A 26,048-nucleotide genomic window follows, 5' to 3' on the forward strand; every position below is an offset into this window, starting at 1 on the left:
TATCAGTTACACTCGCATCTTTGGATCAAGAGCATCCCTTAAGCCGTCACCAAATAAGTTAATACCTAAAACTGTAATCAGAATGGCGAGTCCTGAGAATGTAGCCATTTGCGGGTTTAATACTAAGAAGTCTTTGCCGTCTTTCAAGATACTTCCCCATGAAGCAGTAGGGGGTTGAACGCCGAGACCCAGGAAACTTAGCGCAGCCTCTGAAATGATGGCGCCTGCCACACTCATAGTTCCATAAACGATAAGCGGTGCTAAACAGTTTGGCAGCACATGCTGAAATAAAATTCGTGAATGGGTAGCTCCAAGAGAATGTGTGACTTCGATATATTCTTCTTCTTTCACACTAAGTACTTGTCCCCGAACGATTCTTGCAAAGCCGGGGATATTTGCAATACCAATCGCGATAATTACATTCACAAGTCCTTGACCGAGTACAGTCATTAGTGTAATTGCTAGAAGAATGAATGGGAATGCGAACAGTCCATCCATTGTACGCATAATGATGGAATCGAGTTTTCCGCCAAAATAACCGGAAATCAAACCTAGAAATGTACCTAAAATAGCACCAAATAAAACAGCTGATACTCCAACGATTAATGAAATTCTAGCTCCATATACTAGACGACTAAATAAATCACGTCCGTAATTGTCTGTCCCTAAAAAATGTCCGTCAGCTCCTATCGGTTTCAAAGAGTTCCCAACATTCATTTCGTTCGGTGGATGCGTAGCAATGAAAGGTGCAAAGATAGCTACAAGAATCATTAGTATGGTAACAGCCAAGCCAATCGCAGCTAATTTGTTTTTCAATAACTTTTTTAAGAATACTTTTTCGTTAACAGGTAAATTTCCTTCTTCTATAGCAATAGTTTCAGGAGTATTCGGTTGGACATTCATCATTACTGTCCTCCTCCTTTGCTAGATTCATAATTGACTCTTGGATTTACAACTTTATATAGGATATCGACGAGTAAGTTCACTAATACGAAAATAATAGCAATGAATAGAACGGTCCCCTGAACTACGACGAAATCACGTTTGTCGATTGCATCGACGATAAGTCGGCCCATGCCCGGCCAGCTGAAAATTGTTTCTGTTAGAACAGCACCACCTAAAAGCATGGAGATTTGCATACCTAGGACGGTCAAAATAGGTGTTAAGGCATTTTTTAATACGTGTTTTGAAATAACCCAAAACTCGGCAACGCCTTTTGCACGTGCAGTCTTAATGTACTCTTGTGAAATAACTTCCAACATGCTCGATCGGGTGATTCTGGCGAAGGTTGCCATAGGAATCGTAGCAAGAGTAATACTCGGGAGTATGAGGTGCTTTATATATGAAAGTAAACCATCGTCGAGTGTCCCCATTCCTGTTGCGGGGAACCACCCCAAGTTCACACTGAAGAATAGAACCAGCATAACTCCTAGCCAAAATATTGGCATCGAAACCCCAAGTAATGAGACAAGCATGACGCCATAGTCTAGCGCGGAGTTTTGACGTGCAGCTGAGATCATGCCAGCAGGAATCCCGATGAGTAACGCAATGACCAATGCAGCTAAAGCTAGAATCACGGTATTCGGAAAACGTTCCATTATTAATTGGGCAACAGGTTGGTTATAACTTAAGGAAGTTCCAAAGTCACCTTGTAATAAACCCAAAAGGTAATCAAGGAACTGTTTATAAAGCGGTTGATCCAGTCCTAGTTGTGTAGTTAATTTTTCAATATCTTCTACGCTTGCTGTTGGTCCTAACATTACAGCAGCGGGATTACCGGGGATCAGTCGTGTAATGATGAATACAATTACTGCTACTACAAAAACTGTAGGAAGTAAGTCGAATAATCGTTTGATTATATAATTCCCCATGCGCCTTCACCTCTGTTTCTTAAATTTGAACCACTGGTTCACAATGTGAATATTCGTAATTCTAGCATTGTTAGAATTGAAAGTAAATAGTAAATTTTCTGTTCCTGTAATTGTGTTGTTAAGTTTATGAAGGATCAGAATATTTGAAATTACCTCTTTACACGAAAAGATCTCTGTGATAGATTATTAACTATCTTAATCGGTGAATCATTGGTTCACAATATGAAACAGAGGGAAGTGGGAGAGAGATGAGGAGAAGAGTACTAGGATTATTTTTACTCAGCATGGCTTTATTGTTAGTACTGGGTGCTTGTTCGGGAAAGAATTCTTCGACAGACGGAGAGTCATCGAACAGTGGAGATTCAAATAGTGGAGAACCGCAAGATGGTGGGGTGTTACAGATTGGTTTATCCGCTAATCCACAAACCTTAGATCCTGTAAAATATACGGGTGTGTATGAATCTCAAGTTATGAGATCTGTGGCTGATACTCTTGTAGTTTACAGTAAAAATTTATCAGAAATTAAACCTTCACTTGCAACAAGCTGGGAAATCTCAGACGACTTGTTAGTGTATACGTTCCAGTTGCGTGATGATGTCTATTTTCAACCTGGTGAATATCAAGATGGACGTCAAATGACAGCAGAGGACGTCAAATATAGTTTAGAAAGATCCGCAAATGAGTCGGTTATGAATCGTTTGCGCGGAGTGACAAAAGTAGAAGTAACAGGTGAAAATGAAGTAGAAGTACATTTAGAAAAAGCCAACGCTGCTTTATTGGCAGTATTGACAGATGCAGGGAATGTCATTGTTCCGAAAGAGGAAGTAGAAGGATGGGGCGATAACTTTGGTGCAAACCTAGTCGGAACCGGCCCATTCAAAATTACAGATTGGCAGAAAGATCAACAGCTTACACTAGAGCGTTTTGATAAATATTGGGGTGAGAAGCCTCACGTGGATTCTGTGAAGATGAAAGTAATTGCGGACACGAATATGATGACAAATGCTTTGCGTTCCGGCGATATTGATATCGCGATGGATGTTAAAGGACAAAATCGTGCATTAGTTGAACAAGATGAGAATCTTGAGTTGCTTACACAACAAGCTTTATCAATTACGTACTTAGACTTAAATAACAAGAAAGGTCCGACTGCCGATCCGAAAGTACGGGAAGCCATCTATAAAGCTACGAATGTTGATGAGTTAGTAGAAGGGGTAAACCAATGGGGAGGAGCTACACGCTCTTATCTGCCTCTACCCCCAGGCTCATGGGGCTACGATAAAGAGTTGGAAGAACTCGTGCCAACTTATGACCCAGAAAAAGCCAAAGACTTACTTGCTGAAGCAGGTTATCCAGATGGATTTAAAACAGAAATTTATGTAGCAGAAGCACGTGTCCCATATGCGACAATCTTCCAGAACCAAATGAAAGAAAACTTGAATGTGGATGTGGAGATTAAAGTAGTAGAATGGGGAACTTACAGTGATACAGTGTCCAAAGGAAATGCGCCAATGTCAATTGGAGGTTGGTCATGGTATCCAGATCCATACTTCTTCTTATACCAATTATTCCATACGGATCAGTTGAATGCATTGGGTAATGGTAAAGGTTATGAAAATCCTGAAGTAGATAAATTATTGAACAGCGCACTTTCTGATACAGCAGATCAAGATGAGCGTGCCAAGTTGTATCAAGAAGCATTGAAAATCATCTTAAAAGATGTACCTCGACTTGAAATTGATGTTCAAGAATCAACTGCTGGGGTTAATAAAAAAGTACAAGGGTTTGATGTGTCACCAGATAACTCTATTCAAATTGTGCATCCGAACGGCGCCAATGTTTGGTTGAAGCAATAAAATATGAAGCAAAGGAAAAAGTAGAGTACTCGTAGCTCTGCTTTTTTCCTTTGATATATGAAAAGTGAGGCGATAACGTTGAAAGTTTTGATTCGTAATGGGTTTGTATTTGACACTAATCATAAGGCTTTTTTAAAAAAAGATATTTTGCTTGAAGACCATTGGATTCGTGAAGTGACAGATGAATTAAAAGATCAAACAGTCGAAATATCGATTGATGTGAATGGAATGTATGTAACACCTGGATTGATAGACACATGTTCTTCTATTGGTTTAAAGGAATCAGGGATTGGCAAGGAAGGTAATGATAGTTATGAATCGTATGCCGGGAAAGGAATGATCTTCCACGTTCGCGATGGGATTTACCCTTTCGATACTTCGTTTAAAGATGCACTGGAAGCCGGAGTAACTGCAAATCATATTATGTCGGGCCCGGAAAGTGTTGTTGGTGCGGTAACGGCTGTTATCCATTCTACTGGAAGTACGTTTGAGGAAATGTGCATTACAGAAGGTGGAGGTATATCATTTTCAATGGGTGATGTGCCTAAGCAGGCTTATTTTGATGTCACCGGAAAGCCGCTGACTCGAATGGGAATTGCTGCGGAGATGCGAAGAATGATGCATATGCTTATTCAATCTTCAGACCTGAAGGATAAACGAATATTTATCCGTTGCCATCGAGCAGACGACATAGAGACAGCACTGCGAATTGCGCAAGAAGTGGGTGTATCTATCACGCTCGTCCATGCTACAGAATATCCCCTGATAGATGAACGTTGGTCTAGTCAAGTTCAAGAAATTATTGCAGGGCCTGCTTTTCAACCTATAGAACGTAACGAATTAATGAAACTTCACCCATCGATGTATCGGGTCTTACATGAACAACAGAAAAAATTTGTCTTTGCATCAGATCATCCAAAAAGCGGTGCCTCCAACTTGAAGTTGGAAGCGTCACTAGCCATTCGGGAAGGCGTACCTGAGAATGAAGCGCTTTATGCCTTAACAAAAGGAGCAGCCGAACTTTTATCTATTGATCATATAACGGGAACGATTGAAACTGGAAAGTTTGGTGATCTAGTAATCTGGGATCAGCACCCAATGAATATAACGGCTACGGTACTGAAAACGTTTATAAAAGGTACTGAAGTTTATAGTAAAGGAGATTGCTAATGCTTACAGTTTTACGTAACGGTACAGTATACACAATGAACCAATCAAATGAAGTTTTGCGGAATGCCGATATTTGGGTATGTGAAGGGGAGATTACAAAGATAGGCAAGAACACAGATTTACCTTCGGATGCACAAGTCATAGATTGTACAGGTCAATTCATTACGCCAGGATTAATCGACGCGCATACGCATGTTGGATTATGGGCAGAAGTTACGGAAAGACAAAATGATGCCAATGAATATTCAAGTCCATGGACCCCTTTAATGAATGCAAAGGATGGAATTGATCCACGACACTTTTCATTTGAACAGGCTGTAATGGGTGGAGTTACAACTGTCCAAACCGGTGCGGGAAGTGCTAATCCAATCGGCGGTGTATGGAGTATATTAAAAACAGCAGGTGCTTCTTTTGATGACAGGATACTCATAGAAAGAAGTGGATTAAAAGGAGCATTAGGAGAAAACCCTAAAAATGTGTTTGGTAATCAATATAAAACGATGCCGATGACCCGAATGGCAGTGGCTCACTTGATACGCAAAGGCTTTAACCAGGTGCTACAGCTAAAAGATAGTGAAAGAGACCAGCTATCTAAGGATAACTCAGCGTTAGCGCCGTTTATGGAAGTATTGGAACGAAAAATGCCCCTTCGGTTACATTGTCATCGGGCCGATGATATAGCAACTGCTATTCGGATTGCAAAAGAGTACAATGTCAAATTATCACTTGAACATTGTACGGAAGGTATGCTGATGCTTGATACCATCAAGGCGAGTGGTGCTACCGTAACACTAGGTCCTTATATGACCCCGGCAACAAAGTATGAAAATCGTTTTTCTACAGCAAAGAGCCCGAAACATTTCCATGAAACAGGGATCCCTTTTGCTATAATGACAGACCATCCATTTATCCCAATACAGTATCTCTATTATTGTGTCGTAGAGGCAGTAAAAAATGGATTGGATGAGTTGGCGGGGCTTGAAAGTATTACATGTGCAGCAGCTGCTATTATGGGAATAGCCGATAAGGTAGGTTCTGTAGAAAAAGGAAAAGATGCCGACTTTGCAATTTGGTCTCACAAACCCTTCGAGACAAAAGCGAATGTTCTTGCAACTTATATAGAAGGTAAAGAAGTATATCGCCATGAGGGGATGATACGTTGAAAACATTATGTGTCTTAACGATTGGTCAAAGTCCGCGAGAGGATATGCATGAAACCTTCAAAAAATATATTCCGCATGTGAATATAGTGGAACGTGGAATTTTGGATTCGTATAAACCTGATGAAATTGAGACACTAGTCTCTTCACAGCCGGGACAGACGCTTGTTTCTCGATTGCGCGATGGTTCAAAAGTACGGCTGGAAAAGAAATTTGTAGATCAGGAACTGGGTAAATTGGTGGCTGCTTGTCAGGACGATCATATTGATGCTATTTTAGTTGCTTGTACTGGGAAGTTTGAGTTATTTACTTCGACAAAGCCCATTTTGTACCCCGATTATATAGTAAGTCAAATCGTAAAAGGTTTGTTCCGCGAAAAGGAGATTGGCGTGGTTGTCCCCCTGTCCGAACAACGAACCGAAATTTTAGACAAGTGGAATGAAGCTGAAATAGATTGTATGCTTGATTCTTGCACACCGTACCAAGTAGAGTGGACGGAATTTCAGAAAGTAGCAGAGCGTATGGATGAGTGGCCTATACAAGCTATCATCCTTGATTGTATGGGGTACGATGACAAAATGAAACAGTATATGTCCCGGTACACTGAAAAACCAATACTACCATCGAGAAATTTAGTGTTTGCTGCGGTTGCTGAAATGTTTTAGTATAGTTACAAAAATTGATAAACACATGAAAGGATGTTGAACATGTCTCAGTTTGCAACGATTGTAAAAGGCCTAATGAGCACAAACTTTTCATTAGATAAATCAGCGTCTATTCTGGTATTGACAGATCGAAGTACTGAAAATGTTGGTCGTAAGTTTGAAGGTGCATTAAGAGCGGATGAATGGAACACGGATCTGTACGTAATGGAAGATCGAACTAAATCAGGCGAGGAGCCACCTAGTGAAGCCGCGAATCGTATGTTGAATTTTGATATGGTCTTTTGTCTTACCAAGCATTCCTTGACACATACTGTTGCACGTAAACAGGCGAATGCCAAGGACATTAGTGTAATTACAATGCCGGGAATCACAGAAGATATGTTTTTAAATGGTGCTTTGCGTGCGGATTACGGAAGAGTAGAGCGGGAAACAAAGGAAATGACAGGGAAACTGAATGCTCATCAACAAGTGACTATTTATACTGGCGAAAATCATAAATTAACCATACCAATAGGAAAGAGACAAGGAATCGCGAGTACTGGAGTGTTTAAAGAAAAAGGAATGTCTGGAAACTTACCGTCTGGGGAGGCATATATCGCTCCATTAGAGGAGAAATCCGAAGGAACTATTGAAATCAATGGCTCCATTGCTGGAATTGGTTTGGTTCAAGAACCCATTGTCCTAACGATAAAAAAAGGTCGATTAATAGACGCAACTGGGGGAGATGGAGAAAAACTGCTAGCTTTATTAGGCCGAGAAAATGGAAGGCTGCTGTGCGAACTAGGTATTGGAACAAACCACGCCGCGCGCATAACCGGAAAAATTTTGGAGGATGAAAAAGCCTACCAGACTGTACATATCGCTTTTGGTTCTAACCACACATTTGGTGGAACCATAGAATCAAATGTTCATATCGACTGTGTAACAAAACATCCTCGGCTTGAGTGGGATAAATAATTTATCTTGATTAAATGATGTTAAGGCAGTTTTATTGCCTTAACATCATTACTGAAATTTAAATACGGCTATATCAAGTCGATCCCCAATCAACTACAATTACTCACTGAATTTCTTAAGCAAGTATTCCAGCCCGTCACCGTCATAATAATTATCATCGCTTATGATTTACTCAACCTCCAACTGAACATCATTCATAACCGCAATTTTCCAATCACTGTCCAGGAACAGTGATTCCCACCATAATGGCTTCGCCTCTTACTTTTTAGAGTGTATAAAAATATATTGTTTCTCACTAGCTTATTTTAGAAATCGTTTAACTTTTTGTTTTTTCCTCTCCCTCTCCCTAATTCCTAGAATGACAACTGGCTCTTAGTCTTTTTTAAACTTGAAGACTGTCATTATGACTGCATTACACTTTACCTAAGCCCAACCATATCACTAGGCGATCACATACTATAGACAGTGAAGAGGTGGTGAAGAGTGGAGAAGCAACAACTAATCCGTGATGAATCATTTGAGGTGGAGCAACGGGAGTGGAAGGTGAGGCAGCGCAAGGAACGAGGGAAGCAATTGCTGACAATTGTCTCACCTATATTTCTCTTGTTGCTATGGGAAGTATTATCAAGGACCGGAATACTGGACATTCGATTTTTCCCTCCACCAAGCACAATTGTTCAAACATTTTATGACATGATCGTCAGCGGAACGATGGCCCAGCATGTAGGCGTGTCGCTGTACCGGATTTTCATCGGATTTTTGGCAGGCGTGATCCCGGGTATCATCATCGGTTTGCTGATGGGCCTGTATTCCCCAATACGGCACTTTGTCCAGCCAATTGTCATGGCACTCATGCCGATTCCAACACTGGCATTGCTTCCGATTATCATTATTTTATTTGGTATCGGAGATTTATCGAAAGTCGTAACAATTGCGGGGAGTGTATTTTTCCCAGTAGTGATCAACACGGCGGCTGGTGTGCTGAACATTGATAAAATTTATTTGGATGTCGCGAATAATTACCAAACGAGCCGGCGAGATTTCTTTTTCAAAATTGCTCTTCCCGGATCGCTGCCAGTTATGCTCGAGGGAATCCAAATGGGGCAGGCGATTGCACTACTGACGATTGTGGCAGCAGAAATGATGGGGGCCACTTCGGGAATCGGTTATTTGATCTGGACTTCCTATAAGGCCTTTCTATTGCCCGAGATGTATGTCGGTCTGATCCTTATCTCCTTTTTTGGCTATTTATTTTCGCTCATCTTGCGCGCCCTTCAAAATAAGTTATTGCCATGGAGGTGAATGAAATGGAGGGGAAGCCTAAAATTACCGTGGAAGGACTCATGAAGGCTTTTTACAAGAAACAAGGAAGTGTTATTGCGCTCGAGAATATTTCGCTGACCGTGGAAGAAGGTGAGTTTGTTTGCCTTGTTGGTCCTAGTGGTTGTGGTAAGACTACACTTCTGCGTATATTAGCCGGACTGGAACAACCGAGTGTGGGAAGTTTTACGATTGCGACGGAACGAGATGATCGGCCGTTGCAATCGATGGTCTTTCAGGAACGAGGTATCATTCCTTGGTTGACGGTTCGTGAAAATGTTGCCTTCGGACTAAAAATGCGCAAATTACCGAAAGCATTCATTGAGGAGCGAACGAACTTTTATTTGAAGAAAACGGGTTTGGAGCGGTTTGCTTCTTTATATCCCAAAGAACTGTCAGGAGGTATGAAGCAGCGGGTGAGTATTGCGCGAGCCTTTGCGAATGATCCCGAGATCTTATTGATGGATGAACCGTTTGGCGCGCTTGATGAACAAAATCGATTCATTTTGCAGGAAGAGTTGCTGAGTATTTGGGCAGAAACGAGGAAAACGGTACTATTTATTACGCATAGTATCGATGAGGCGCTCTTGCTCAGTGATCGCATTTTATTGATGGGGGCGCAACCGGGCAAGATCATTGATGAAATCATTATCGATAAGCCGCGGCCTAGAAAGATTGAAGACATTCGGAAAGATCCTGAAATGGCAGCAAAGTTTATTGAGATCTGGCATCACTTACAGGAAGAAGTATTGAAATCCAGGGAATAAACGATAAAAGGAGAGATGGTGTGGGGAAGTGGATGAAGAAGGCGGGTTGGATCAGTATCCTATCAGCGGTTTTGATCGTCGGGGCATGCTCGCCAAAAGAAGTTGAAAAGCCGGCGTCAGACGATGGTAAGCCGAAGTCTGGTGATTTGACGCCGCTTGAGAAACCAGCAAAAGTTTTCATAGCGGAAGACGGAGCGGCTTCAGGGGCGGGCTTCTATATCGCGAAGGAAAAAGGATACTTTGAAGACTATAATATTTCCGTTGAGTTTGCTGACTTTGCCAATAGTGATGACATGCTGCCAGCGTTGGCTGCAGGAGAAGTAGATATTGCAGGCGGTGTATCCACAGCGTCCTTCTTCAATGCGATTGCACAAGGGATCGACGTCCGGATCATTGCGGATAAAGGACATAATATGCCTGGAAAGTCGTACTTCAGCTTTGTTATCGGCAATCATATGGTAGATGAAATTAAAGAATATAGTGATTTCAAAGGCAAGAAGATCGCGGTTTCTTCGCGTAATTCAATAGACGGATATATTTATCAAGAGATGCTGAAGCATGCGGGCTTGACGGAAGAGGATGTAGAGTATGTGCACATAGCAGATTTCGGCGCTATGCTTGGGGCAATCGACTCGGGAACGATTGATGCTGCGCTTAATATTGAGCCGCTCATCGCACAAGGAATTCACCAAGGCTTTCATGTACGTTTTGGGGATGCGACCGATTATGCGCCAGAGTCACAGATTGCAATGGTTTTGGCTTCTCCACAGTTCATGGAGAAAGAGGAGTTGTCGCTGCGTTTCATGGCTGCCTATCTGAAAGGGGTCCGTGACTATAATGATGCCTTCTTTAAAGAGAAAGGGAAAGAAGAAATCATCGATATTATGGTGAAGCATACGGCGCTGAAGGATCCTGAGTTATGGGAGCGAGTATTTGTGACAGGGCTGGATCCAAACGGCAAGATGTTTGTGGATGATATTAAGAAACAGTATGAGACATACAAAGCGAATGGTGCGATCCGTGGGGAAATCGATTTCGACAAGTCTGTAGATCCATCGCTAGTGGAACGGGCGATTAAAGAAATTGGTGTGTATGAGGAATAAGATAAGTGGAGCTGTCCGAGAAGTCATTTTCACCTGACTTTTCGGGCAGTTTTTGTTTCCAGTGATTGCGGGAAGAGGAAATGTGCGGTGCGCAGATGGTTTGGTGTGTTCTGTAGACGGTTTGGAGCGGTGCGTCTTGTTTAATGTTCGGAACTAGTGGTTTTTGGTTCGGTGCAACAATGCTTTCGTTCGGTCTGTCGGCATATTGGTGCGTTCCTCTGGCTTGCTTAAACATGTTAGAAAGTACCATTGCTGACTTTTAAGAAAGCTTTATTTTATAAAGATTACACTTCTTGAAATTTGAAAATATTCTATAATAGCCACAAAAAACATGCTAAACTGAAAAGACTGACAATCAGAAGAATGGTGGATGAAATGAAAAGATACATAGGAGAAATCGGACTGACAATTACCGCAATCATCTGGGGCAGCGGGTTTGTCATGAGTGCGTTGGCGCTCGACTACTACACCCCATATCAAATTTTGGCGGTACGGTTTACGATCGGAGCAATTTTATTGGCTTTGGTGTTCCATAAGCGCTTGCGTAAAGTAGAGAGAAACGTTTTATGGAAGGGTGCCGTGCTCGGCTTTTTATTGTACGCAGCCTTTGCGCTTCAGACAGTTGGATTGCAATTCACGACACCTTCAAAAAATGCTTTTTTGACAGGTGTCAATGTAGTAATCGTGCCATTTATCGCCTTCATTTTATATAAACGGAGGCTTGATACGTTTGAATTGTTCGGCGCGGTTTTAGCGCTGCTCGGTGTAGCGGTATTATCACTGCAGTGGTCTGCCGGTGTGAATTTCGGAGACGTGCTGACACTCGGATGTGCTGTGCTGTTTGCCTTCCATATTTTCTACACAGCGAAGTTTGTGCGGACAGTGGATCCGATATTGCTGACGCTTTTGCAGATGGCGTTCGCAGCAGTGATTGGTTGTTTGACTGTCATTGGATTAGGCGAAACGTCATTTTCGATGGTTTCATCGGGAATTGGAGCTGTAGTCTATTTGGCTGTATTTTCAACGACCATAGCGTTTTTAATGCAGACGATCGCACAAAAGCATTTATCGGAGACGAAGGCAGCAATTATTTTATCTACCGAATCGGTGTGGGGGATGGCCTTCTCCGTAGCTCTGGCATATGAAGTCCTGACCTTCCGCATGTTCCTAGGTGCATTGCTCATATTTGTAGCCATTTTATTATCTGAAACAAAGCCGCAGTTTTTTAGGAAGCGTAATGTACAGCACGTAAACGAGCGGAAAATATAAAAAAGGGCAGAACTGTCTAGCAAGTCAGCGCAATGTGACTTCTGTGACAGCTCTGCTTTTATCTTTATTCAGCAGAAGTCTTCACCTCTTTAGGCGGTGTGATGAATGCAGTTTTATTTCCTGTTCAGCGGGTATTCTAACGCCTGCTGAACAATAGAAATACGCAGGCTAAGATCGCCACATCCTGTGGCAATGCCTGCATGACCTACTTCCTGTAGGCCTAAGCCTCCGGCGGATGTCACAGATTTTGAAAGGAGTGAATCGAGCACGATCGATTCAAAATCTAGACGCAATTGATTATTTTGCGGCTAATGCCGTCTGATAACTATGCAAGGACATACCACCAATGATGACCAGTACGCCGACCAATGAAAGCGCACCTGGCAAGGGCAAGCTGAGAAGTACCATTTCACCAAGCATCGCGAAGATCAATTCGACGGATTGTGTAGCTTCGACGGCCGCGAGCTTGCCCTGATCATGCTGTACCATATCGGTAGCCATGAAAAAGAGAGAGGTCGCGATGACACCTGAGCTGACGGCGACGATCACTGACTGCACAACTTGGCTGGTGGAAGGAAGCCCTACGGTTGCCCATGCATAGAGTGCCATGACAAGCCAAATCGGCAGTGTCATCAACGTCATCGCCAGAACACGCTGGAACATATCAAGCCGGCCGCCGAGCAAATCCATCATTTTCCGATTGCCGAGCGGGTAGGCGAAAGCGGCCATTACTAACGGTAACGTACCGAGCAAAATAATTTTGGTCGATACACTGTTCGCGTGTGGAATTTGAATTAACACTACGCCGACTAGTATAATCAATGAAATAATTAAGGAAGCCTTTGGAATCCTATGACGGATTGTTCGGAGATCACCAGTTTCGGTTTTCGCTTGAAAGGTGAAAAACGGAGCCAGCAAAACACCTGCCACAATGGTCATTTGCCATGTCCCCGCTACTAACCAGCCCGGACTATACCCTGCTGAAAACGTCAGTGGGCCGTAAAAAAGAACAAACGCAACAAAACTCCAAATAAAAAAAGGTCGAGGAGCGGCAGTCATTTCGCGTTTCATTCCAGATAATCCGCCACGCATCGCCACAATGACGAAAAGAAACGGCACCATGAAGAAATAGCGCAGAGCAGCACTCCATAACCAACTGCCGCCATCGAGTTCCATGGATCGATTCAAGACAAACGTCACAGCAAAAAAGAGTGCGGATAAAACTCCGATGCCAATCGCTTTCATCTGATTAACCGCGCTGTTCTTGTAGTTTCAAAGCTTCGATGATGACTTGAGTGGCTTTTACCATCGTGTCTGCCGAAATGAATTCATACTTGCCGTGATAATTCTCCCCGCCTGTGAAAACGTTCGGAGTGGGCATGCCCATATACGATAATTGAGATCCGTCCGTGCCGCCGCGGATTGGTTCGATTTTTGGCTCGATTTCCAAATTGCGATAGGCATCTGCCATTATGTCGACAATCTCGATAACGGGCTCAATCTTTTCGCGCATATTAAAGTATTGGTCAGTCAATGAAAGCTCTACTGCATGTTTCCCATATTTCTCTTGAAGACGGGCCGCAGTATCTTGAACCAGCTGTTTTCGAGCCTCGAACGCATCCCGATCAAAGTCGCGGATAATATACTGATAGGTCGTCTTTTCCACAGTGCCCTCTGCTTCCATTAGATGAATGAACCCTTCATAATTCGCTGTTTCTTGTGGGATTTCATTCTCAGGCATTGCTTCTTGGAACTCTGCAGCGATCAATAGGGAGTTGACCATTTTTCCTTTGGCGGTGCCGGGATGTACGTTGGTCCCATGGAATGTCAGCAAAGCCCCCGCAGCGTTGAAGCTTTCATACTGCAGTTCTCCGAGCGGACCGCCGTCCATCGTATAGGCGAACTCTGCGCCGAATCGCTCGACATCGAATTTATGCGGGCCACGTCCAATTTCTTCGTCCGGCGTGAAACCGACACGCACTTTACCATGTTTGATTTCAGGATGCTCCACTAAGTATTGCATAGCAGTCATGATCTCTGATATACCTGCTTTGTCGTCTGCACCAAGCAAAGTCGAGCCGTCGGTTGTGATGAGCGTATGCCCGAGGTAGTTTTTCAACTCAGGAAAGGCTTCTACGGTCATGATGGTAGCTTTATTTAACTGGATGTCTTTGCCGTCATAGCGATCGATGCACTGTGGGCGTACATCCTTGCCTGTATAATCTGTCGCAGTGTCGACGTGCGCCAAAAATCCGACTGTTGGGAGTTCTTTTTCCGTATTGGCCGGTAAAGTGGCGAATAAATAGCCGTTTTCATCCAATGATATCTCTTCTAAACCGATCTCCGCCAGTTCTTTTTCAAGCATATGCAATAAATCCCACTGTCCTGCCGTAGACGGTGTCGAATTAGAATCGGCATCAGACTGCGTATCAATTTTTGCATAGCGAATTAAACGTTCAATCAATTGTTCTTTCAATAGACAAACTCCTCTCTAAATTGCGAATGCTTTCATTTTAACAGAAGGTCTAGTCAAATACGTAGGAAATGAAACAAAAAGAACCGGACAACTCGTCCGGTTCTTCTGACATTAACTAAATATATTAATCGTCGTGATAATGATAGGCATCGATACGACGTCAATCAAGAATGCGCCGACAATAGGCACGATCAAGAACGCTTTACGTGAAGGACCGTATCGTCCTGTGACCGCTGCCATGTTGGCCATGGCATTAGGCGTCGCTCCCAGACTATGTCCTGCAAAACCAGCGATCATGACTGCAGCATCGTAATCTTTTCCGAGTAAACGGAACAAAACAAAAATCGCAAATAGTACAACGAAGAGTACTTGTACGAAGACGATAACCAGCAATGGCAAAGCCAAACCAGCGACTTCCCATAGTTTGATGCTCATCAATGCCATAGACAAGAAGATACCAAGAGATACATCACCGATCAAGTTGATGCTTGTCATATGAACCGCATCTTCCTTGAAGCGATCGACTATATTACGTACAATTACTGCGACAAACATTGCACCGACGTAGCCAGGCATAACAAAGCCAGTTAAACTGGAAAATAAATCACCAATAAATGTTCCACCTGCGATACAAGCTGTGATCAGCAACACTTGCGTCAAGAAATTATCCGTATTGATCGGTGCTTCATGCGCTTCTACCGAATAGGCGGCTTCATGCTCGACTTCTGTAGATTTCAAGTTGTGTTTATTGATTAAGTATTTGACGATTGGCCCGCCGACGAGACCGCCAGCGACAAGACCAAACGTAGCGGCCGCAATCCCGATGGACAGAGCGGAGTCAATACCGAGACTTTCCAGTGTTTGTCCATAAGCTGTTGCACCACCGTGGCCGCCTTCCATCGAGACAGCGCCTGCCATCATACCGATTAGCGGATGCAGATTAAATAAATAGGCCATTGATACACCGATGACGTTTTGCACCAAAGCTAAAAAACCACATGCGATCCAATAGACGATGAGTAATTTCCCACCAAGACGAATCAGGCTGAAACTTGCACCTAAACCGACTGTCGTGAAAAACGTTAACATGAATAAATTTTGCAAAGAAGTATCCAATTGGAAGCTCAAAAGGTCAGTTGTCTTCAAAATAGTCGCAAAAACGGCAAAAAGCAACCCGCCTACGACAGGGGCGGGTATGCAGAATTTTTGGAGAACTCCGATTTTACGTACTAGGAGAGTTCCGATTGTTAGAAGTGCTAAGGCTAAAAATAGTGTCGTAATTTGATTTAACTCAATCGTCATGTAATTCTTCCTCTCAGCAATGCAACGATTGCTTCATTAGTTAAGTAGGCACCCAGTTTGACTGTTTGGTTTTGATGGTCAAGTGCTGGATTGATCTCTGAGATGTCGAATGAAAGGGTTTTCTTATGAGACGCTATGGTTTGGATAAACGTCCGTACGATGAGAGGATCCAATCCAAATGGAGAAGGAGCACTCACCCCGGGAGCATAGGCCGAATTCAATACATCAGAACACAATGTTAACAAAACATAGTCCTGCTTTTCAATGAAAAAGCTGATTTTCTGTAAGATTTCGTCCATAATACCCGATGTGATTTCTTGTTCTGTCACATATGACACGCCTTGTGCGTCAGCTTCGTCAAATAATATATCTGTATTTCCAAACTCCTGAATGCCGAGCACCAAGTATTCAACGTTTTCATCCGTGTCAAGCATTTGTTTGAACATCGTTCCCGAGGATGGCTGCTCGTCATAGCTGCGCAAGTCGAAATGCGCGTCGATATTAACGACGCCTAGTTTCGCATCAGGACCGATAAATTCCCGAACGCCTAGGTAGTGTCCGTATGCGGTTTCATGGCCGCCCCCTAAAATGACAGGGCACGCATTTTTCTCCAAGCTGTCTCGAACGGCGGCACCTAATTCAGCTTGTGCCTGTTCGAGTTGATTACCTTCACAAACTATTGTACCCACATCCATCAGCTGGCATTCAGCAGGCATGCGCCATGGGAGTTTTGCCAATTCACTACGCAAGGCATTTGGCCCTTCTGCAGCTCCAAGTCTGCCATTGTTGCGTCGTACGCCTTCTTCTGAAGAGAAGCCGATCAGCGTGCATGTCTTATTGTTGACTCTTTCTTGAGGAGCGGAAAGTTGTATCACTTGATGCATACGAAATGCGGCTCTGTTCGTCTCGCTGTCAGTTCGACCTGACCAGAATTTTTCATTAGTTTGAATTAACAATATACTTCATCCTTTCGGGCGTGTTACTCTTATTATAGTGGTCTGCATTTATAAATTCTAATACATCTTTTTCATGAATTCATGCTTTAAGGCTATAGGTGAGAAAAGAATGAATGAAAATTAAGCAATCACCGTATTGGAATGCTGCTCGGCCGTATTATAGAAGTCGTTGCAAAAAGACGTCCTATCTATAAAGCGGATGGAAAGGAATTGACTCTATGAATAAATTTTTGTTTGGCTTTTTAGTGGTTGTTACGACTGCGTTGATGGGATCTTCTTTTGCGATCGGCAAAATTGGGTTGGAGTATTCCTCACCTTTACTATTGGTGGCCTTGCGCTTTTCCATTGCGGGAATCATTATGGCAATAATCGTAAAAATACTAAAAAAACCGCATCCCAAAACGTTTGGAGAGTGGAAGTGGCTGGTGCTGATTGGTTCGTTACAGACGGCTGCTGTGATGGGGTGTATTTTTATTGCGTTACGGACAATCACTTCCGGTGAAACTTCTATCTTGACGTTCACCAATCCGCTTCTAGTTGTGGTGATCGGTACGCTTGTACTGCGAATTCATTATCGGCTGCAGCAATGGCTTGGCGTAATTTGCGGGTTATTTGGTGTGTTTATTACGATGGGCGGACATTTGGATCTGAAGGTAGGTACAGTGCTTGGCTTCTTATCGGCTGTGGCGTGGGCGTGTGCTACACTCATTGTCAAAGTGCATGGCTACCGTTTTGATACCTGGGTGATGACGGCATATCAAATGCTTTTTGGGGGACTCATCTTATTTGTCGCTAGCTTTTTATTGGAAGAGCCATTTTTCGAAGTGAATGCTTTATCATTAGTGATTTTAGGATGGCTGGCGATTGCTGCCTCCATTGTCCAGTTCTCGATCTGGTTTTATTTATTGCAGACCGGCAATCCTGAGCGGACGAGCGCGTTTTTGTTTCTTGCACCGTTTTTCGGTACATTGACGGGCTGGTTATTGTTGGACGAGAAGTTGTCGTTTTCATTGATCGTCGGTGGATTGCTAATCTGTCTAGGGATTTTTCTTGTAAACTGGAGGAGTAAGCGAGAATTGGGCAAGTTGCCGACTTAAGGGGCTGTGGGTTTATGGATAAAAAATAGCCTTGCATAGTAAAGATGCAAGGCATGAAAAATAGATTACTCTACCGTATAATTTTTGTGTGCAACAACAGTCATATTGGAAGCAGCGCCAATTTGTTCCGCGTCTGCCTCAGAAATTTTGACGATGACGGAGTTTTCGAGAATCTTGTGTATCGTTCCGGAAACTTCATGTTGATTGCGGTTAAAAGATATGACTTCATCTACATATCGCGAGGCCACAAAATCAGAAATCGGACGATCTTTACGAGGAAATGCCAATCGAATCAACTCCTTCATTAGTGAGGGTCTCATCTGTCGAAGACTTGTCTCTGACAAATGGAATAAAACGTACAATAGCCTACTAGAACTAGTATAACACATCGCGCAAAAAATTTCAGAATAGTAGAAACCTGTCGATTGATAAAGCATTTGGTTGACAGTATACCACTCAGGGTATAATCTATACATAATGCGAAGGAAGGTGAGACATATGGAGTACGATGATAAAGTGAAAAATCGGTTGAAACGTATAGAAGGTCAAATTAAAGGCGTGTTGCGTATGATGGAAGAAGGTAAGGATTGCAAAGAAGTCATTACCCAATTATCGGCCAGCCGTTCTGCGATCGATCGCACAATAGGTGTTATCGTGAGCTCTAATTTGATTACCTGTATGCAAAATCTAGAAGAAATGGATGATCGTTCCCACGAATCGATTATTAATGAAGCGGTGGATTTGCTTGTAAAGAGTCGCTGATAAAATAAGCTTGACTCTTTTTTTTATAAATTGTAATATACCCCTATAGGTATATAAAGTTTTGAAAAGAAAGGGATGAGAACATGACAGAACAAAAGAAAACAACAATCGTGCTGTTTAGCGGCGATTATGATAAAGCGATGGCTGCTTATATTATCGCGAATGGAGCGGCTGCATACGATCATGAAGTCACGATCTTCCATACATTTTGGGGATTGAATGCATTGCGAAAAGATGAGCCAATTCAAAGTAAAAAAGGGTTTCTTGAGAAGATGTTTGGTAAAATGATGCCGCGTGGCGCCGATAAAATGGGTCTTTCCCAAATGAATTTCGCTGGGATGGGTCCAAAAATGATTAAACATGTGATGAAGAAGCACCAAGCTATGCCATTACCTGAGCTGATTGACCTGGCCATAGAACAAGACATTAAATTGATCGCCTGCACGATGACGATGGATTTGCTTGGTCTCAGTCAGAAAGAATTATTGGAAGATGTGGATTATGGTGGTGTAGCCGCTTATTTAGGTGAAGCACAAGATGGCCAGGTAAATTTATTTATTTAATAAATTTTTTCAAATTAATATACCCCATGGTGTATAGGAGGAATACTATGATACAAACAGACAGAATGTTGGACGCGAAAGGTCTAGCTTGTCCGATGCCGATCGTCAGGACGAGAAAAGCGATGAAAGACATGTTAGAAGGGCAAGTGCTTGAAGTGCAGTCCACCGATCCGGGCACAGTTGCTGATCTGCAGGCATGGGCGAAAAGTGCAGGGCATCACTATGTGGGAAATGTACAGGAAGCGGATGTCTGGCATCACTACGTAAGAAAAGCAGACAATGGCGAACTGCAGGAGAAAAAGTACCCGGTTACGATTATGAATGAGCAGCTTGCGGATAAATTGCGAGAGCCGAATACTGTTCTCTTGGATGTGAGGGAGCCTACTGAGTACGCCTTCAGCCATATACCCGGCGCCCTATCCGTCCCGCTTGGACAACTGGAAGAGAAAGCTGCGTATTTCGATAAGAATCAAAATATATTTGTAATTTGCCGTACAGGAAACCGAAGCGACATGGCTTGCCAGACGCTTTCGGAAGCTGGTTTTGAGTTTGTTACAAACGTGGTTCCCGGCATGTCGGGATGGAATGGAGATACAGAAAATACAACAGGGGGTACGAAATAATGAGAGCCATTCAAGCAAGTGAAGTCGCTAAAAAAGTGATTCGTGAAGAACCGTTATTTATTCTCGATGTACGTAATGAAGATGCGTTTAAGGATTGGAAGATTGATGGGAAGCAAGTACGCCATATGAACGTCCCTTATTTTGAATTGTTGGATGGTATTGAAGAAATTGAGGATTCACTTCCGAAAGATCAGGAAATACTTGTAGTGTGTGCGAAAGAAGGATCTTCCATCATGGTGGCGGACATGCTCGATGAGGAAGGGTATTCCGTTGCGTATTTGCAAGGCGGAATGAAAGCTTGGAGCGAGCATTTAGAGCCGGTGAAAGTTGGAGATTTGAAGTCTGGAGGAGAGCTTTATCAATTCGTAAGAATCGGTAAGGGCTGCCTGTCCTACATGGTCACTTCCGATGGAGAAGCGGCAGTCGTGGATGCTACGCGCATGACGAATGTATTTTCGGAATTTGCTGATCAGCTTGGAGTTAAAATTACACATGTCTTGGACACCCATTTGCATGCAGACCATATTTCCGGTGGTCGCAAGTTGGCGGAAGCAGCGGGTGCAACATACTGGTTGCCGCCGAAAGACGCAGAAGAAGTGACATTCAATTTCGCAGCATTGGAAGAGGAGGCTTCTATCCAGATCGGTAAAACGAAAATTGATATCCAGCCGCTATATTCACCTGGACATACAATTGGTTCTACTTCATTTATTGTGGATGACAGCTATTTGATGACAGGGGATATTTTATTCATCGATTCGATTGGCCGTCCTGATTTGGCAGGGTTGGCAGGGGATTGGGTAGGTGATTTACGTGAATCATTATACAGCCGTTACCAAGAGTTATCCGAAGAACTGATCGTACTTCCAGCGCATTTCATGATTATGGATGAGCTGAATGACGACGGTAGTGTTGCAGAGAAGCTAGGCGTGTTATATGAACGAAATCATGGCTTGAATATCGAGGATGAGGAGCAATTCAGGGAATTGGTGACAGGCAATCTACCGCCACAGCCAAATGCGTATCAAGAAATCCGCCAGACAAATATGGGCAAGGTCCAACCGGATGAAGAAACACAACGCGAAATGGAAATCGGACCGAATCGCTGTGCGGTGAGATAAGGTGTTGTAATCGAACCCACTTCGGCGCTTGCGGATGGCTCCCGCAATGTGCCGTTCTGGAAGAACGCCTGCCTGTCACATCGCTCCGTATACCCGCTTGTGAGGCGCCTACTTTTTTTGAGTGGGGGTTAACCGATGTGTTTTTCTAGCAAGACCATTTCAGACTAGACATCAGACTCGGAATTGCCTACTTTAAACACAACATAATGATACCTACCCATTCCAGCGAAGCCGCAACTGCGGGGTCGGCCGTTGCCATGAGACTGCTAGCATGAACTTCGCTAGCTGGCTCGTGGCGTAAGGCAATTCCCTAGCGGCACAGCGGTGCCAGTGAACTTTACTCTGCCAATGGAAGTCGAGCGACGGGACAACAAACTGTAATTTTATTTTCAATTAAAAACGATTCAAAAGGAGAAGATACAAATGAACACGACAAAATTTTTAGATGCTAAAGGATTGGCTTGCCCAATGCCGATCGTACGGACAAAAAAAGCGATGAAAGAACTAGAAGCAGGGGATATCCTTGAAATTCATGCAACGGACAAAGGATCTGTAGCAGATTTGACAGCTTGGGCCGCATCAGGAAATCACAAGGTAGTGGACCAGCAACAAGAGTCCGATGTCTTTAAATTTTGGATTCAAAAAGGATAAACTAAGCAAAGAGGGTGTTCCATTGCCCTCTTTCATTAGGAAGGAGGGAGAGAGAACATCATGAGTTTTACATTTATCATCACCATCTTCCTCATTGGATTTGTCGGCTCATTCCTTTCCGGCATGATGGGAATTGGCGGTGCCATCGTCAAATATCCAATGTTACTTTTCATTCCTGCATTACTTGGTTTTGAAGCTTTTTCATCGCATGACGTCTCGGGTATTACGGCAGTTGAAGTATTCTTTGCTTCTCTCTCAGGTGTCTTTGCTTATCGCAAGAGCAATCTAATCTTGAAGCCACTTGTGTTGTATATGGGAATCAGCGTATTGATCGGCAGTGTAATCGGAGGGGCAGGTTCCAGTCTGCTGTCGGAAGCAACCGTTAACATTGTATATGGTGTATTGGCCGTGCTGGCAGCCGTGATGATGTTCATTCCGCAAAAAGGTCTTGATAACATCCCCGTGGAAGAAATTGCGTTCAATAAATGGATAGCCACAGGAACTGCATTGCTAGTTGGGTTGGCTGCAGGAATTGTAGGGGCAGGAGGGGCGTTTATCCTCGTACCGATCATGCTTGTTGTATTAAAAATTCCTACACGGGTCACGATAGCCACTTCGCTAGCAATCACTTTATTGTCTTCAATCGGTTCGGCGTCAGGAAAACTCTTCACAGGGCAAGTTCCCTATGAACCGGCGCTTGTCATGATTATTGCGAGCGTGCTGGCGGCCCCGCTTGGAGTGAAGGTAAGTCGCAAAGTCAATACGAAAGTGTTGCAAGGAATTCTCGCTGTATTGATCATGGGCTCTGCAGTGAAAATTTGGTGGGATATTTTTTAGAAATCACAATGATTTCTAAACATTCTACTAATAACCCTTGCATTTAGTTGGTATTGGCTTTATACTATTTTTCAAGATGGAAAACGAATAGACAAACTCTTATCAAGAGCGGCGGAGGGATTAGGCCCTATGATGCCCGGCAACCGGCTAGTTATGCAAAGGTGCTACTTCCTACAAACTGTTGACAGTTTGGAAGATAAGAGAGGTATGAGCGAAAGCAAAGCCCTCTTCTTATTTTTAGGAAGAGGGTTTCTTTGTATACTCACTAGGCTCATTGTCTAGCTGCAGAGGGCAGCTGCTCGGGACGTTTCGGTCTTTTCGAAAAAGGGGGAGAGCACCCTTTTACGATAAGCCCTCCAACGTCTGTCACGACAAAACGCCCTCTTCTGCTTTTCAGTATTCCATCAGGTAGACTAATAAATTCGGAGGGGAAATAGTTATGACTAAATTTCAGCCAGAAACTGTTTTATTGCACGGAGGACAGCAGCCAGATCCTGTAACCGGTTCACGTGCTGTGCCGATTCATCGTACGACTTCATATGTTTTCAGAGATACAGAGCATGCACAGAATTTATTTGCTTTGCAAGAAGCAGGCAATATCTATACACGTATTACTAACCCGACTGTCGCAGTTTTTGAGGAGCGTGTGGCGCAGATCGAAGGTGGATCTGCAGCAGTAGGGCTATCATCCGGAATGGCGGCAATCGCATTTTCGATCCTGAACATTGCGGGCGCGGGAGATGAAATTGTGGCGGCCAGCAATCTGTATGGCGGCACGTACAATTTATTCGCTGTGACACTGCCGCGCTATGGCATCACGGTGAAGTTCGTGGATGCATCTGATCCGAAAAACTTTGAAGCGGCAATTACAGATAAGACGAAGGCGTTATTCGCAGAGACGATCGGTAATCCGAGCCTGCAAGTCCTTGATGTAGAAGCGGTAGCGAAAGTCGCGCATGACAACGGTATTCCATTGTTGGTGGATAACACGTTCCCGTCTCCATATGGCTCCAATCCGATTGAGTTCGGAGCAGACGTAGTCATTCACTCCGCAACGAAATGGATTGGCGGGCACGGCACGACGATTGGAGGCGTGGTGGTCGATGCAGGGAAATTTGATTGGACTCAAGGAAAATTCCCAGGGTTCACAGAACCGGATGAATCGTATCATGGGTTGAGATATGGCATCGATACGGCAGGGGCTGCATTCGCAACGAAGCTGCGCGTTCAATTATTGCGTGATTTCGGACCTTGCTTGGCGCCGGACAGTGCATTTAATTTATTGCAGGGGCTTGAGACGCTTCATTTGCGTGTGCCTCGCCATAATGAAAACGCACAGAAAGTCGCAGCATTCTTGAAGGGACATCCGGCAGTGGACTGGGTGACGTATACGGGTCTTGAAGAACACCCGACGTATGAGTTGGCGCAAAAACACTTGAAGCACGGCTATGGTTCCATTATTGTTTTCGGCATTAAAGGTGGCCGGGATGCAGGTCGTAAAGTGATTGATAATGTGGAAATCTGGTCGCATGTAGCAAATGTTGGCGACGCGAAGTCGTTGATCATTCATCCGGCATCTACTACGCACCAGCAGTTATCTGCAGAAGATCTGAAGAATTCGGGTGTGACTGAAGAGTTGATTCGCCTGTCTGTCGGGTTGGAATCAGCAGATGATATTATTGCAGATTTAAAACAAGCGATTGAGAAAGCGGTCGAAAAGGCTATTCATTAATTAATAGATAAAAGCAAAAAAGTCACCGAGTCCGGTGACTTTTTTGTATTTACCGACGTTTCACTTTCCTTCGTTCTTCTTTCAATGACATGAACAACGAAGTGACCATCATGATCAAGATAACGGAAAACGGCAGGGCGGCGATGATAACTACATTTTGCAGCGCATCCAATCCACCGACAAACAATAAAATAACAGCGATCGAGGACTGAATCACTCCCCATACCACCTTTAAATTATTGGGTGGTGTCAGCGATCCGTAAGACGACTGCATACCGAGTACGAAGGTAGCTGAATCTGCAGAAGTGATGAAAAATGAAATGATAAGCAAAATGGCGATCATGGATATTATAGAAGACCACGGCATGCCGCTGAACATCTCAAAAATTGTCAGCTCAGTTGCAGTGGAAGCTAAATCAATAATCCCAGCCTTTTGTGTTTCAATTGCTGTAGTACCAAATGCAGAAAACCAGATCATACTTAACACGGTTGGTACGACGAGTAAACCGATCATAAACTCCCGGATCGTTCTCCCTTTCGAAACCCGGGCAATGAACATACCGACAAATGGCGACCAAGCGATCCACCAAGCCCAATAAAATATTGTCCAATCATTAAGCCATGCACGATTCCCAACATCAAGAGGGGCAGTACGGAAACTCATGCGAACAAGATGCTCTAAATACCCACCGATCGAGTCGGTGAACATATCGAAAATAAGCAATGTGGGTCCTAAAGCAATGACGAAAAATAATAATGCAATAGCAAGGACCATATTGGCATTTGATAAGATTTTGATCCCCTTGCCGAGCCCGCTCCATGCAGACACCAAGAACAAAATCGTTACAATGATGATAATGATGAGTTGCGATAGGAAACTGACAGGAATACCAAAAAGGTAATGCAGCCCCGCATTGACTTGGACAGCGCCAAGACCGAGAGATGTGGCAACGCCAAACACTGTAGCAAAGATAGCAAATACGTCAATGACAATACCGAGGGGCCCATTGACGCGGTCACCGAAAATGGGTTTCAAAGTAGCCGAAATCAATCCCGGTTGGCCTTTACGGAATTGGAAATAGGCCAGTGCAAGAGCTGTCATCCCATAGACAGCCCAAGCATGGAAGCCCCAATGGAAAAATGCTTGGCGCATGGCTTCTTTATAAGCCTCCGCTGTTTCAGGCCCCGCAGTAGCAGGATTGACTGCATAATGCGATAGGGGCTCAGCAGCCCCGTAAAAGACAAGTCCGATTCCCATACCGGCGGAAAAAAGCATAGCCAGCCATGATATTAAAGAGAATTGGGGACGATCGCTGTCTTTTCCTAAACGGATTCTGCCGATGGGGCTAAAGATCAGATAGACCGAAATGAAAAACAGCATGGATACCGTCAACAAATAGTACCAGCCAAAGGAAGAGGCAATCCAATTTTTAACGTCGGAGGTCATCCTCTCGAAGTGGTCCGGCGCAATCACTCCATAACCGACGGCTATTATGACGGCAACCAAGGTGATATAAAATGTTAGCGAGATTTTTTTCATAATTCCTCCTAAAACTAATGTAGTGTAGTGAAGAGGTTGATTGTGGAAAGAATGTTTTAAACGATAAGGCAAGATTGCTTATATACACTTAGTTGTACCCAATAATCGTCGATACAAACTTTGGTACGATCAGATAAATTAGCATTTTTGGAAGGGTAAAAGTGGAAGAAGATGAGACGGCCTATTCGGCATCCGTCTCACTTGATAAGTAGTATCACGCCAGTTTTAAAAGTATCACTTTTTGTGAATG

General features: G+C 43.6%; 25 protein-coding genes and 1 riboswitch. Of the genes, 17 read left to right on the forward strand and 8 right to left on the reverse strand.

Annotated features, from left to right (window positions below; genetic code table 11):
• Positions 1–6 precede the first annotated feature (6 nt).
• Positions 7–906: an ABC transporter permease gene (locus MKY93_RS01115; protein ID WP_009766540.1), complete on the reverse strand. Its 900-nt coding sequence runs from the start codon at positions 904–906 to the stop codon at positions 7–9.
• Positions 906–1,871: an ABC transporter permease gene (locus MKY93_RS01120; RefSeq protein ID WP_340757939.1), complete on the reverse strand. Its 966-nt coding sequence runs from the start codon at positions 1,869–1,871 to the stop codon at positions 906–908. The genes MKY93_RS01115 and MKY93_RS01120 overlap by 1 nt, the downstream gene beginning before the upstream one ends.
• A 248-nt stretch (positions 1,872–2,119) precedes the next feature.
• Here MKY93_RS01120 and MKY93_RS01125 point away from each other — a divergent pair, with 248 nt between their 5' ends.
• The 9 genes from MKY93_RS01125 (at position 2,120) to MKY93_RS01165 (ending at position 12,138) form a co-directional block, all read left to right on the forward strand.
• Complete coding sequence (locus MKY93_RS01125; protein WP_340757940.1) at positions 2,120–3,727, forward strand: ABC transporter substrate-binding protein; 1,608 nt, start codon at positions 2,120–2,122, stop codon at positions 3,725–3,727.
• Positions 3,728–3,805: 78 nt separating this feature from the next.
• Positions 3,806–4,897, forward strand: a complete 1,092-nt coding sequence (locus MKY93_RS01130) for an amidohydrolase family protein (RefSeq protein ID WP_340757941.1) — start codon at positions 3,806–3,808, stop codon at positions 4,895–4,897.
• On the forward strand, positions 4,897–6,060 hold the full coding sequence (locus tag MKY93_RS01135) for an amidohydrolase family protein (protein ID WP_340757942.1): 1,164 nt from the start codon (positions 4,897–4,899) through the stop codon (positions 6,058–6,060). The genes MKY93_RS01130 and MKY93_RS01135 overlap by 1 nt, the downstream gene beginning before the upstream one ends.
• A complete protein-coding gene (locus MKY93_RS01140) occupies positions 6,057–6,722 on the forward strand; it encodes an AroM family protein (RefSeq protein WP_040758662.1) in 666 nt (221 codons plus the stop codon). The genes MKY93_RS01135 and MKY93_RS01140 overlap by 4 nt, the downstream gene beginning before the upstream one ends.
• A gap of 42 nt (positions 6,723–6,764) precedes the next feature.
• On the forward strand, positions 6,765–7,679 hold the full coding sequence (locus MKY93_RS01145; protein WP_246603045.1) for an aminopeptidase: 915 nt from the start codon (positions 6,765–6,767) through the stop codon (positions 7,677–7,679).
• A gap of 483 nt (positions 7,680–8,162) precedes the next feature.
• A complete protein-coding gene (locus MKY93_RS01150; RefSeq protein ID WP_009766533.1) occupies positions 8,163–8,981 on the forward strand; it encodes an ABC transporter permease in 819 nt (272 codons plus the stop codon).
• Between the two features lie 5 nt (positions 8,982–8,986).
• Positions 8,987–9,766 (forward strand): ABC transporter ATP-binding protein, encoded by a 780-nt coding sequence (locus tag MKY93_RS01155; protein WP_340757943.1) that lies wholly within the window; start codon positions 8,987–8,989, stop codon positions 9,764–9,766.
• A 32-nt stretch (positions 9,767–9,798) separates the two neighbouring features.
• Entirely contained in the window at positions 9,799–10,869 is a 1,071-nt protein-coding gene (locus MKY93_RS01160; protein WP_009766531.1) for an ABC transporter substrate-binding protein, read from the forward strand.
• Positions 10,870–11,244: 375 nt separating this feature from the next.
• Entirely contained in the window at positions 11,245–12,138 is an 894-nt protein-coding gene (locus MKY93_RS01165; protein WP_040758656.1) for a DMT family transporter, read from the forward strand.
• A gap of 297 nt (positions 12,139–12,435) precedes the next feature.
• On the opposite strand, the gene MKY93_RS01170 is transcribed toward MKY93_RS01165, so the two are convergent.
• The 4 genes from MKY93_RS01170 to hutG all read right to left on the reverse strand — a co-directional run bounded on the left by MKY93_RS01170 (position 12,436) and on the right by hutG (position 16,872).
• Positions 12,436–13,383, reverse strand: coding sequence for a DMT family transporter (locus MKY93_RS01170; protein WP_009766529.1), 948 nt, complete (start codon positions 13,381–13,383; stop codon positions 12,436–12,438).
• 4 nt (positions 13,384–13,387) lie between these two features.
• Positions 13,388–14,614, reverse strand: a complete 1,227-nt coding sequence (pepT, locus tag MKY93_RS01175; protein WP_009766528.1) for a peptidase T — start codon at positions 14,612–14,614, stop codon at positions 13,388–13,390.
• Positions 14,615–14,725: 111 nt separating this feature from the next.
• On the reverse strand, positions 14,726–15,916 hold the full coding sequence (gene gltS / locus MKY93_RS01180) for a sodium/glutamate symporter (RefSeq protein WP_009766527.1): 1,191 nt from the start codon (positions 15,914–15,916) through the stop codon (positions 14,726–14,728).
• Positions 15,913–16,872: a formimidoylglutamase gene (gene hutG, locus MKY93_RS01185; RefSeq protein WP_078817601.1), complete on the reverse strand. Its 960-nt coding sequence runs from the start codon at positions 16,870–16,872 to the stop codon at positions 15,913–15,915. The genes gltS and hutG overlap by 4 nt, the downstream gene beginning before the upstream one ends.
• Positions 16,873–17,090: 218 nt before the next feature.
• Between hutG and MKY93_RS01190 the strand changes: the two genes are divergently transcribed.
• Entirely contained in the window at positions 17,091–17,969 is an 879-nt protein-coding gene (locus MKY93_RS01190; protein ID WP_009766525.1) for a DMT family transporter, read from the forward strand.
• A gap of 65 nt (positions 17,970–18,034) precedes the next feature.
• On the opposite strand, the gene MKY93_RS01195 is transcribed toward MKY93_RS01190, so the two are convergent.
• Positions 18,035–18,274, reverse strand: a complete 240-nt coding sequence (locus MKY93_RS01195; RefSeq protein ID WP_009766524.1) for a DUF2187 family protein — start codon at positions 18,272–18,274, stop codon at positions 18,035–18,037.
• A gap of 193 nt (positions 18,275–18,467) precedes the next feature.
• On the opposite strand from MKY93_RS01195, the gene MKY93_RS01200 reads away from it, so the two are divergent.
• The 7 genes from MKY93_RS01200 (at position 18,468) to MKY93_RS01230 (ending at position 24,258) form a co-directional block, all read left to right on the forward strand.
• A complete protein-coding gene (locus tag MKY93_RS01200) occupies positions 18,468–18,731 on the forward strand; it encodes a metal-sensitive transcriptional regulator (protein WP_009766523.1) in 264 nt (87 codons plus the stop codon).
• A gap of 83 nt (positions 18,732–18,814) precedes the next feature.
• Entirely contained in the window at positions 18,815–19,294 is a 480-nt protein-coding gene (locus tag MKY93_RS01205; protein WP_009766522.1) for a DsrE/DsrF/DrsH-like family protein, read from the forward strand.
• A gap of 47 nt (positions 19,295–19,341) precedes the next feature.
• Complete coding sequence (locus MKY93_RS01210) at positions 19,342–19,917, forward strand: sulfurtransferase TusA family protein (protein ID WP_078817600.1); 576 nt, start codon at positions 19,342–19,344, stop codon at positions 19,915–19,917.
• Positions 19,917–21,038 carry an MBL fold metallo-hydrolase gene (locus MKY93_RS01215; protein ID WP_340757944.1) on the forward strand — a complete coding sequence of 374 codons (1,122 nt, stop codon included), beginning with the start codon at positions 19,917–19,919 and terminating at the stop codon, positions 21,036–21,038. The genes MKY93_RS01210 and MKY93_RS01215 overlap by 1 nt, the downstream gene beginning before the upstream one ends.
• 423 nt (positions 21,039–21,461) lie before the next feature.
• A complete protein-coding gene (locus MKY93_RS01220; RefSeq protein ID WP_078817598.1) occupies positions 21,462–21,689 on the forward strand; it encodes a sulfurtransferase TusA family protein in 228 nt (75 codons plus the stop codon).
• A 60-nt stretch (positions 21,690–21,749) separates the two neighbouring features.
• The gene (locus MKY93_RS01225) at positions 21,750–22,526 is read left to right on the forward strand and encodes a sulfite exporter TauE/SafE family protein (protein WP_009766518.1); all 777 of its coding nucleotides are present in this window, start codon (positions 21,750–21,752) and stop codon (positions 22,524–22,526) included.
• Positions 22,527–22,622: 96 nt separating this feature from the next.
• A riboswitch (SAM riboswitch) is annotated at positions 22,623–22,729 on the forward strand.
• Positions 22,730–22,965: 236 nt separating this feature from the next.
• Positions 22,966–24,258: an O-acetylhomoserine aminocarboxypropyltransferase/cysteine synthase family protein gene (locus MKY93_RS01230; RefSeq protein ID WP_340757945.1), complete on the forward strand. Its 1,293-nt coding sequence runs from the start codon at positions 22,966–22,968 to the stop codon at positions 24,256–24,258.
• Between the two features lie 49 nt (positions 24,259–24,307).
• Here MKY93_RS01230 and MKY93_RS01235 read toward each other — a convergent pair whose 3' ends face one another.
• Positions 24,308–25,798 carry a glycine betaine uptake BCCT transporter gene (locus tag MKY93_RS01235; protein ID WP_078817597.1) on the reverse strand — a complete coding sequence of 497 codons (1,491 nt, stop codon included), beginning with the start codon at positions 25,796–25,798 and terminating at the stop codon, positions 24,308–24,310.
• Between the last annotated feature and the right edge of the window lie 250 nt (positions 25,799–26,048).

Origin of the sequence: Sporosarcina sp. FSL W7-1283 (assembly GCF_038003105.1) — a bacterium.
Classification (GTDB): Bacteria; Bacillota; Bacilli; order Bacillales_A; family Planococcaceae; genus Sporosarcina; species Sporosarcina newyorkensis.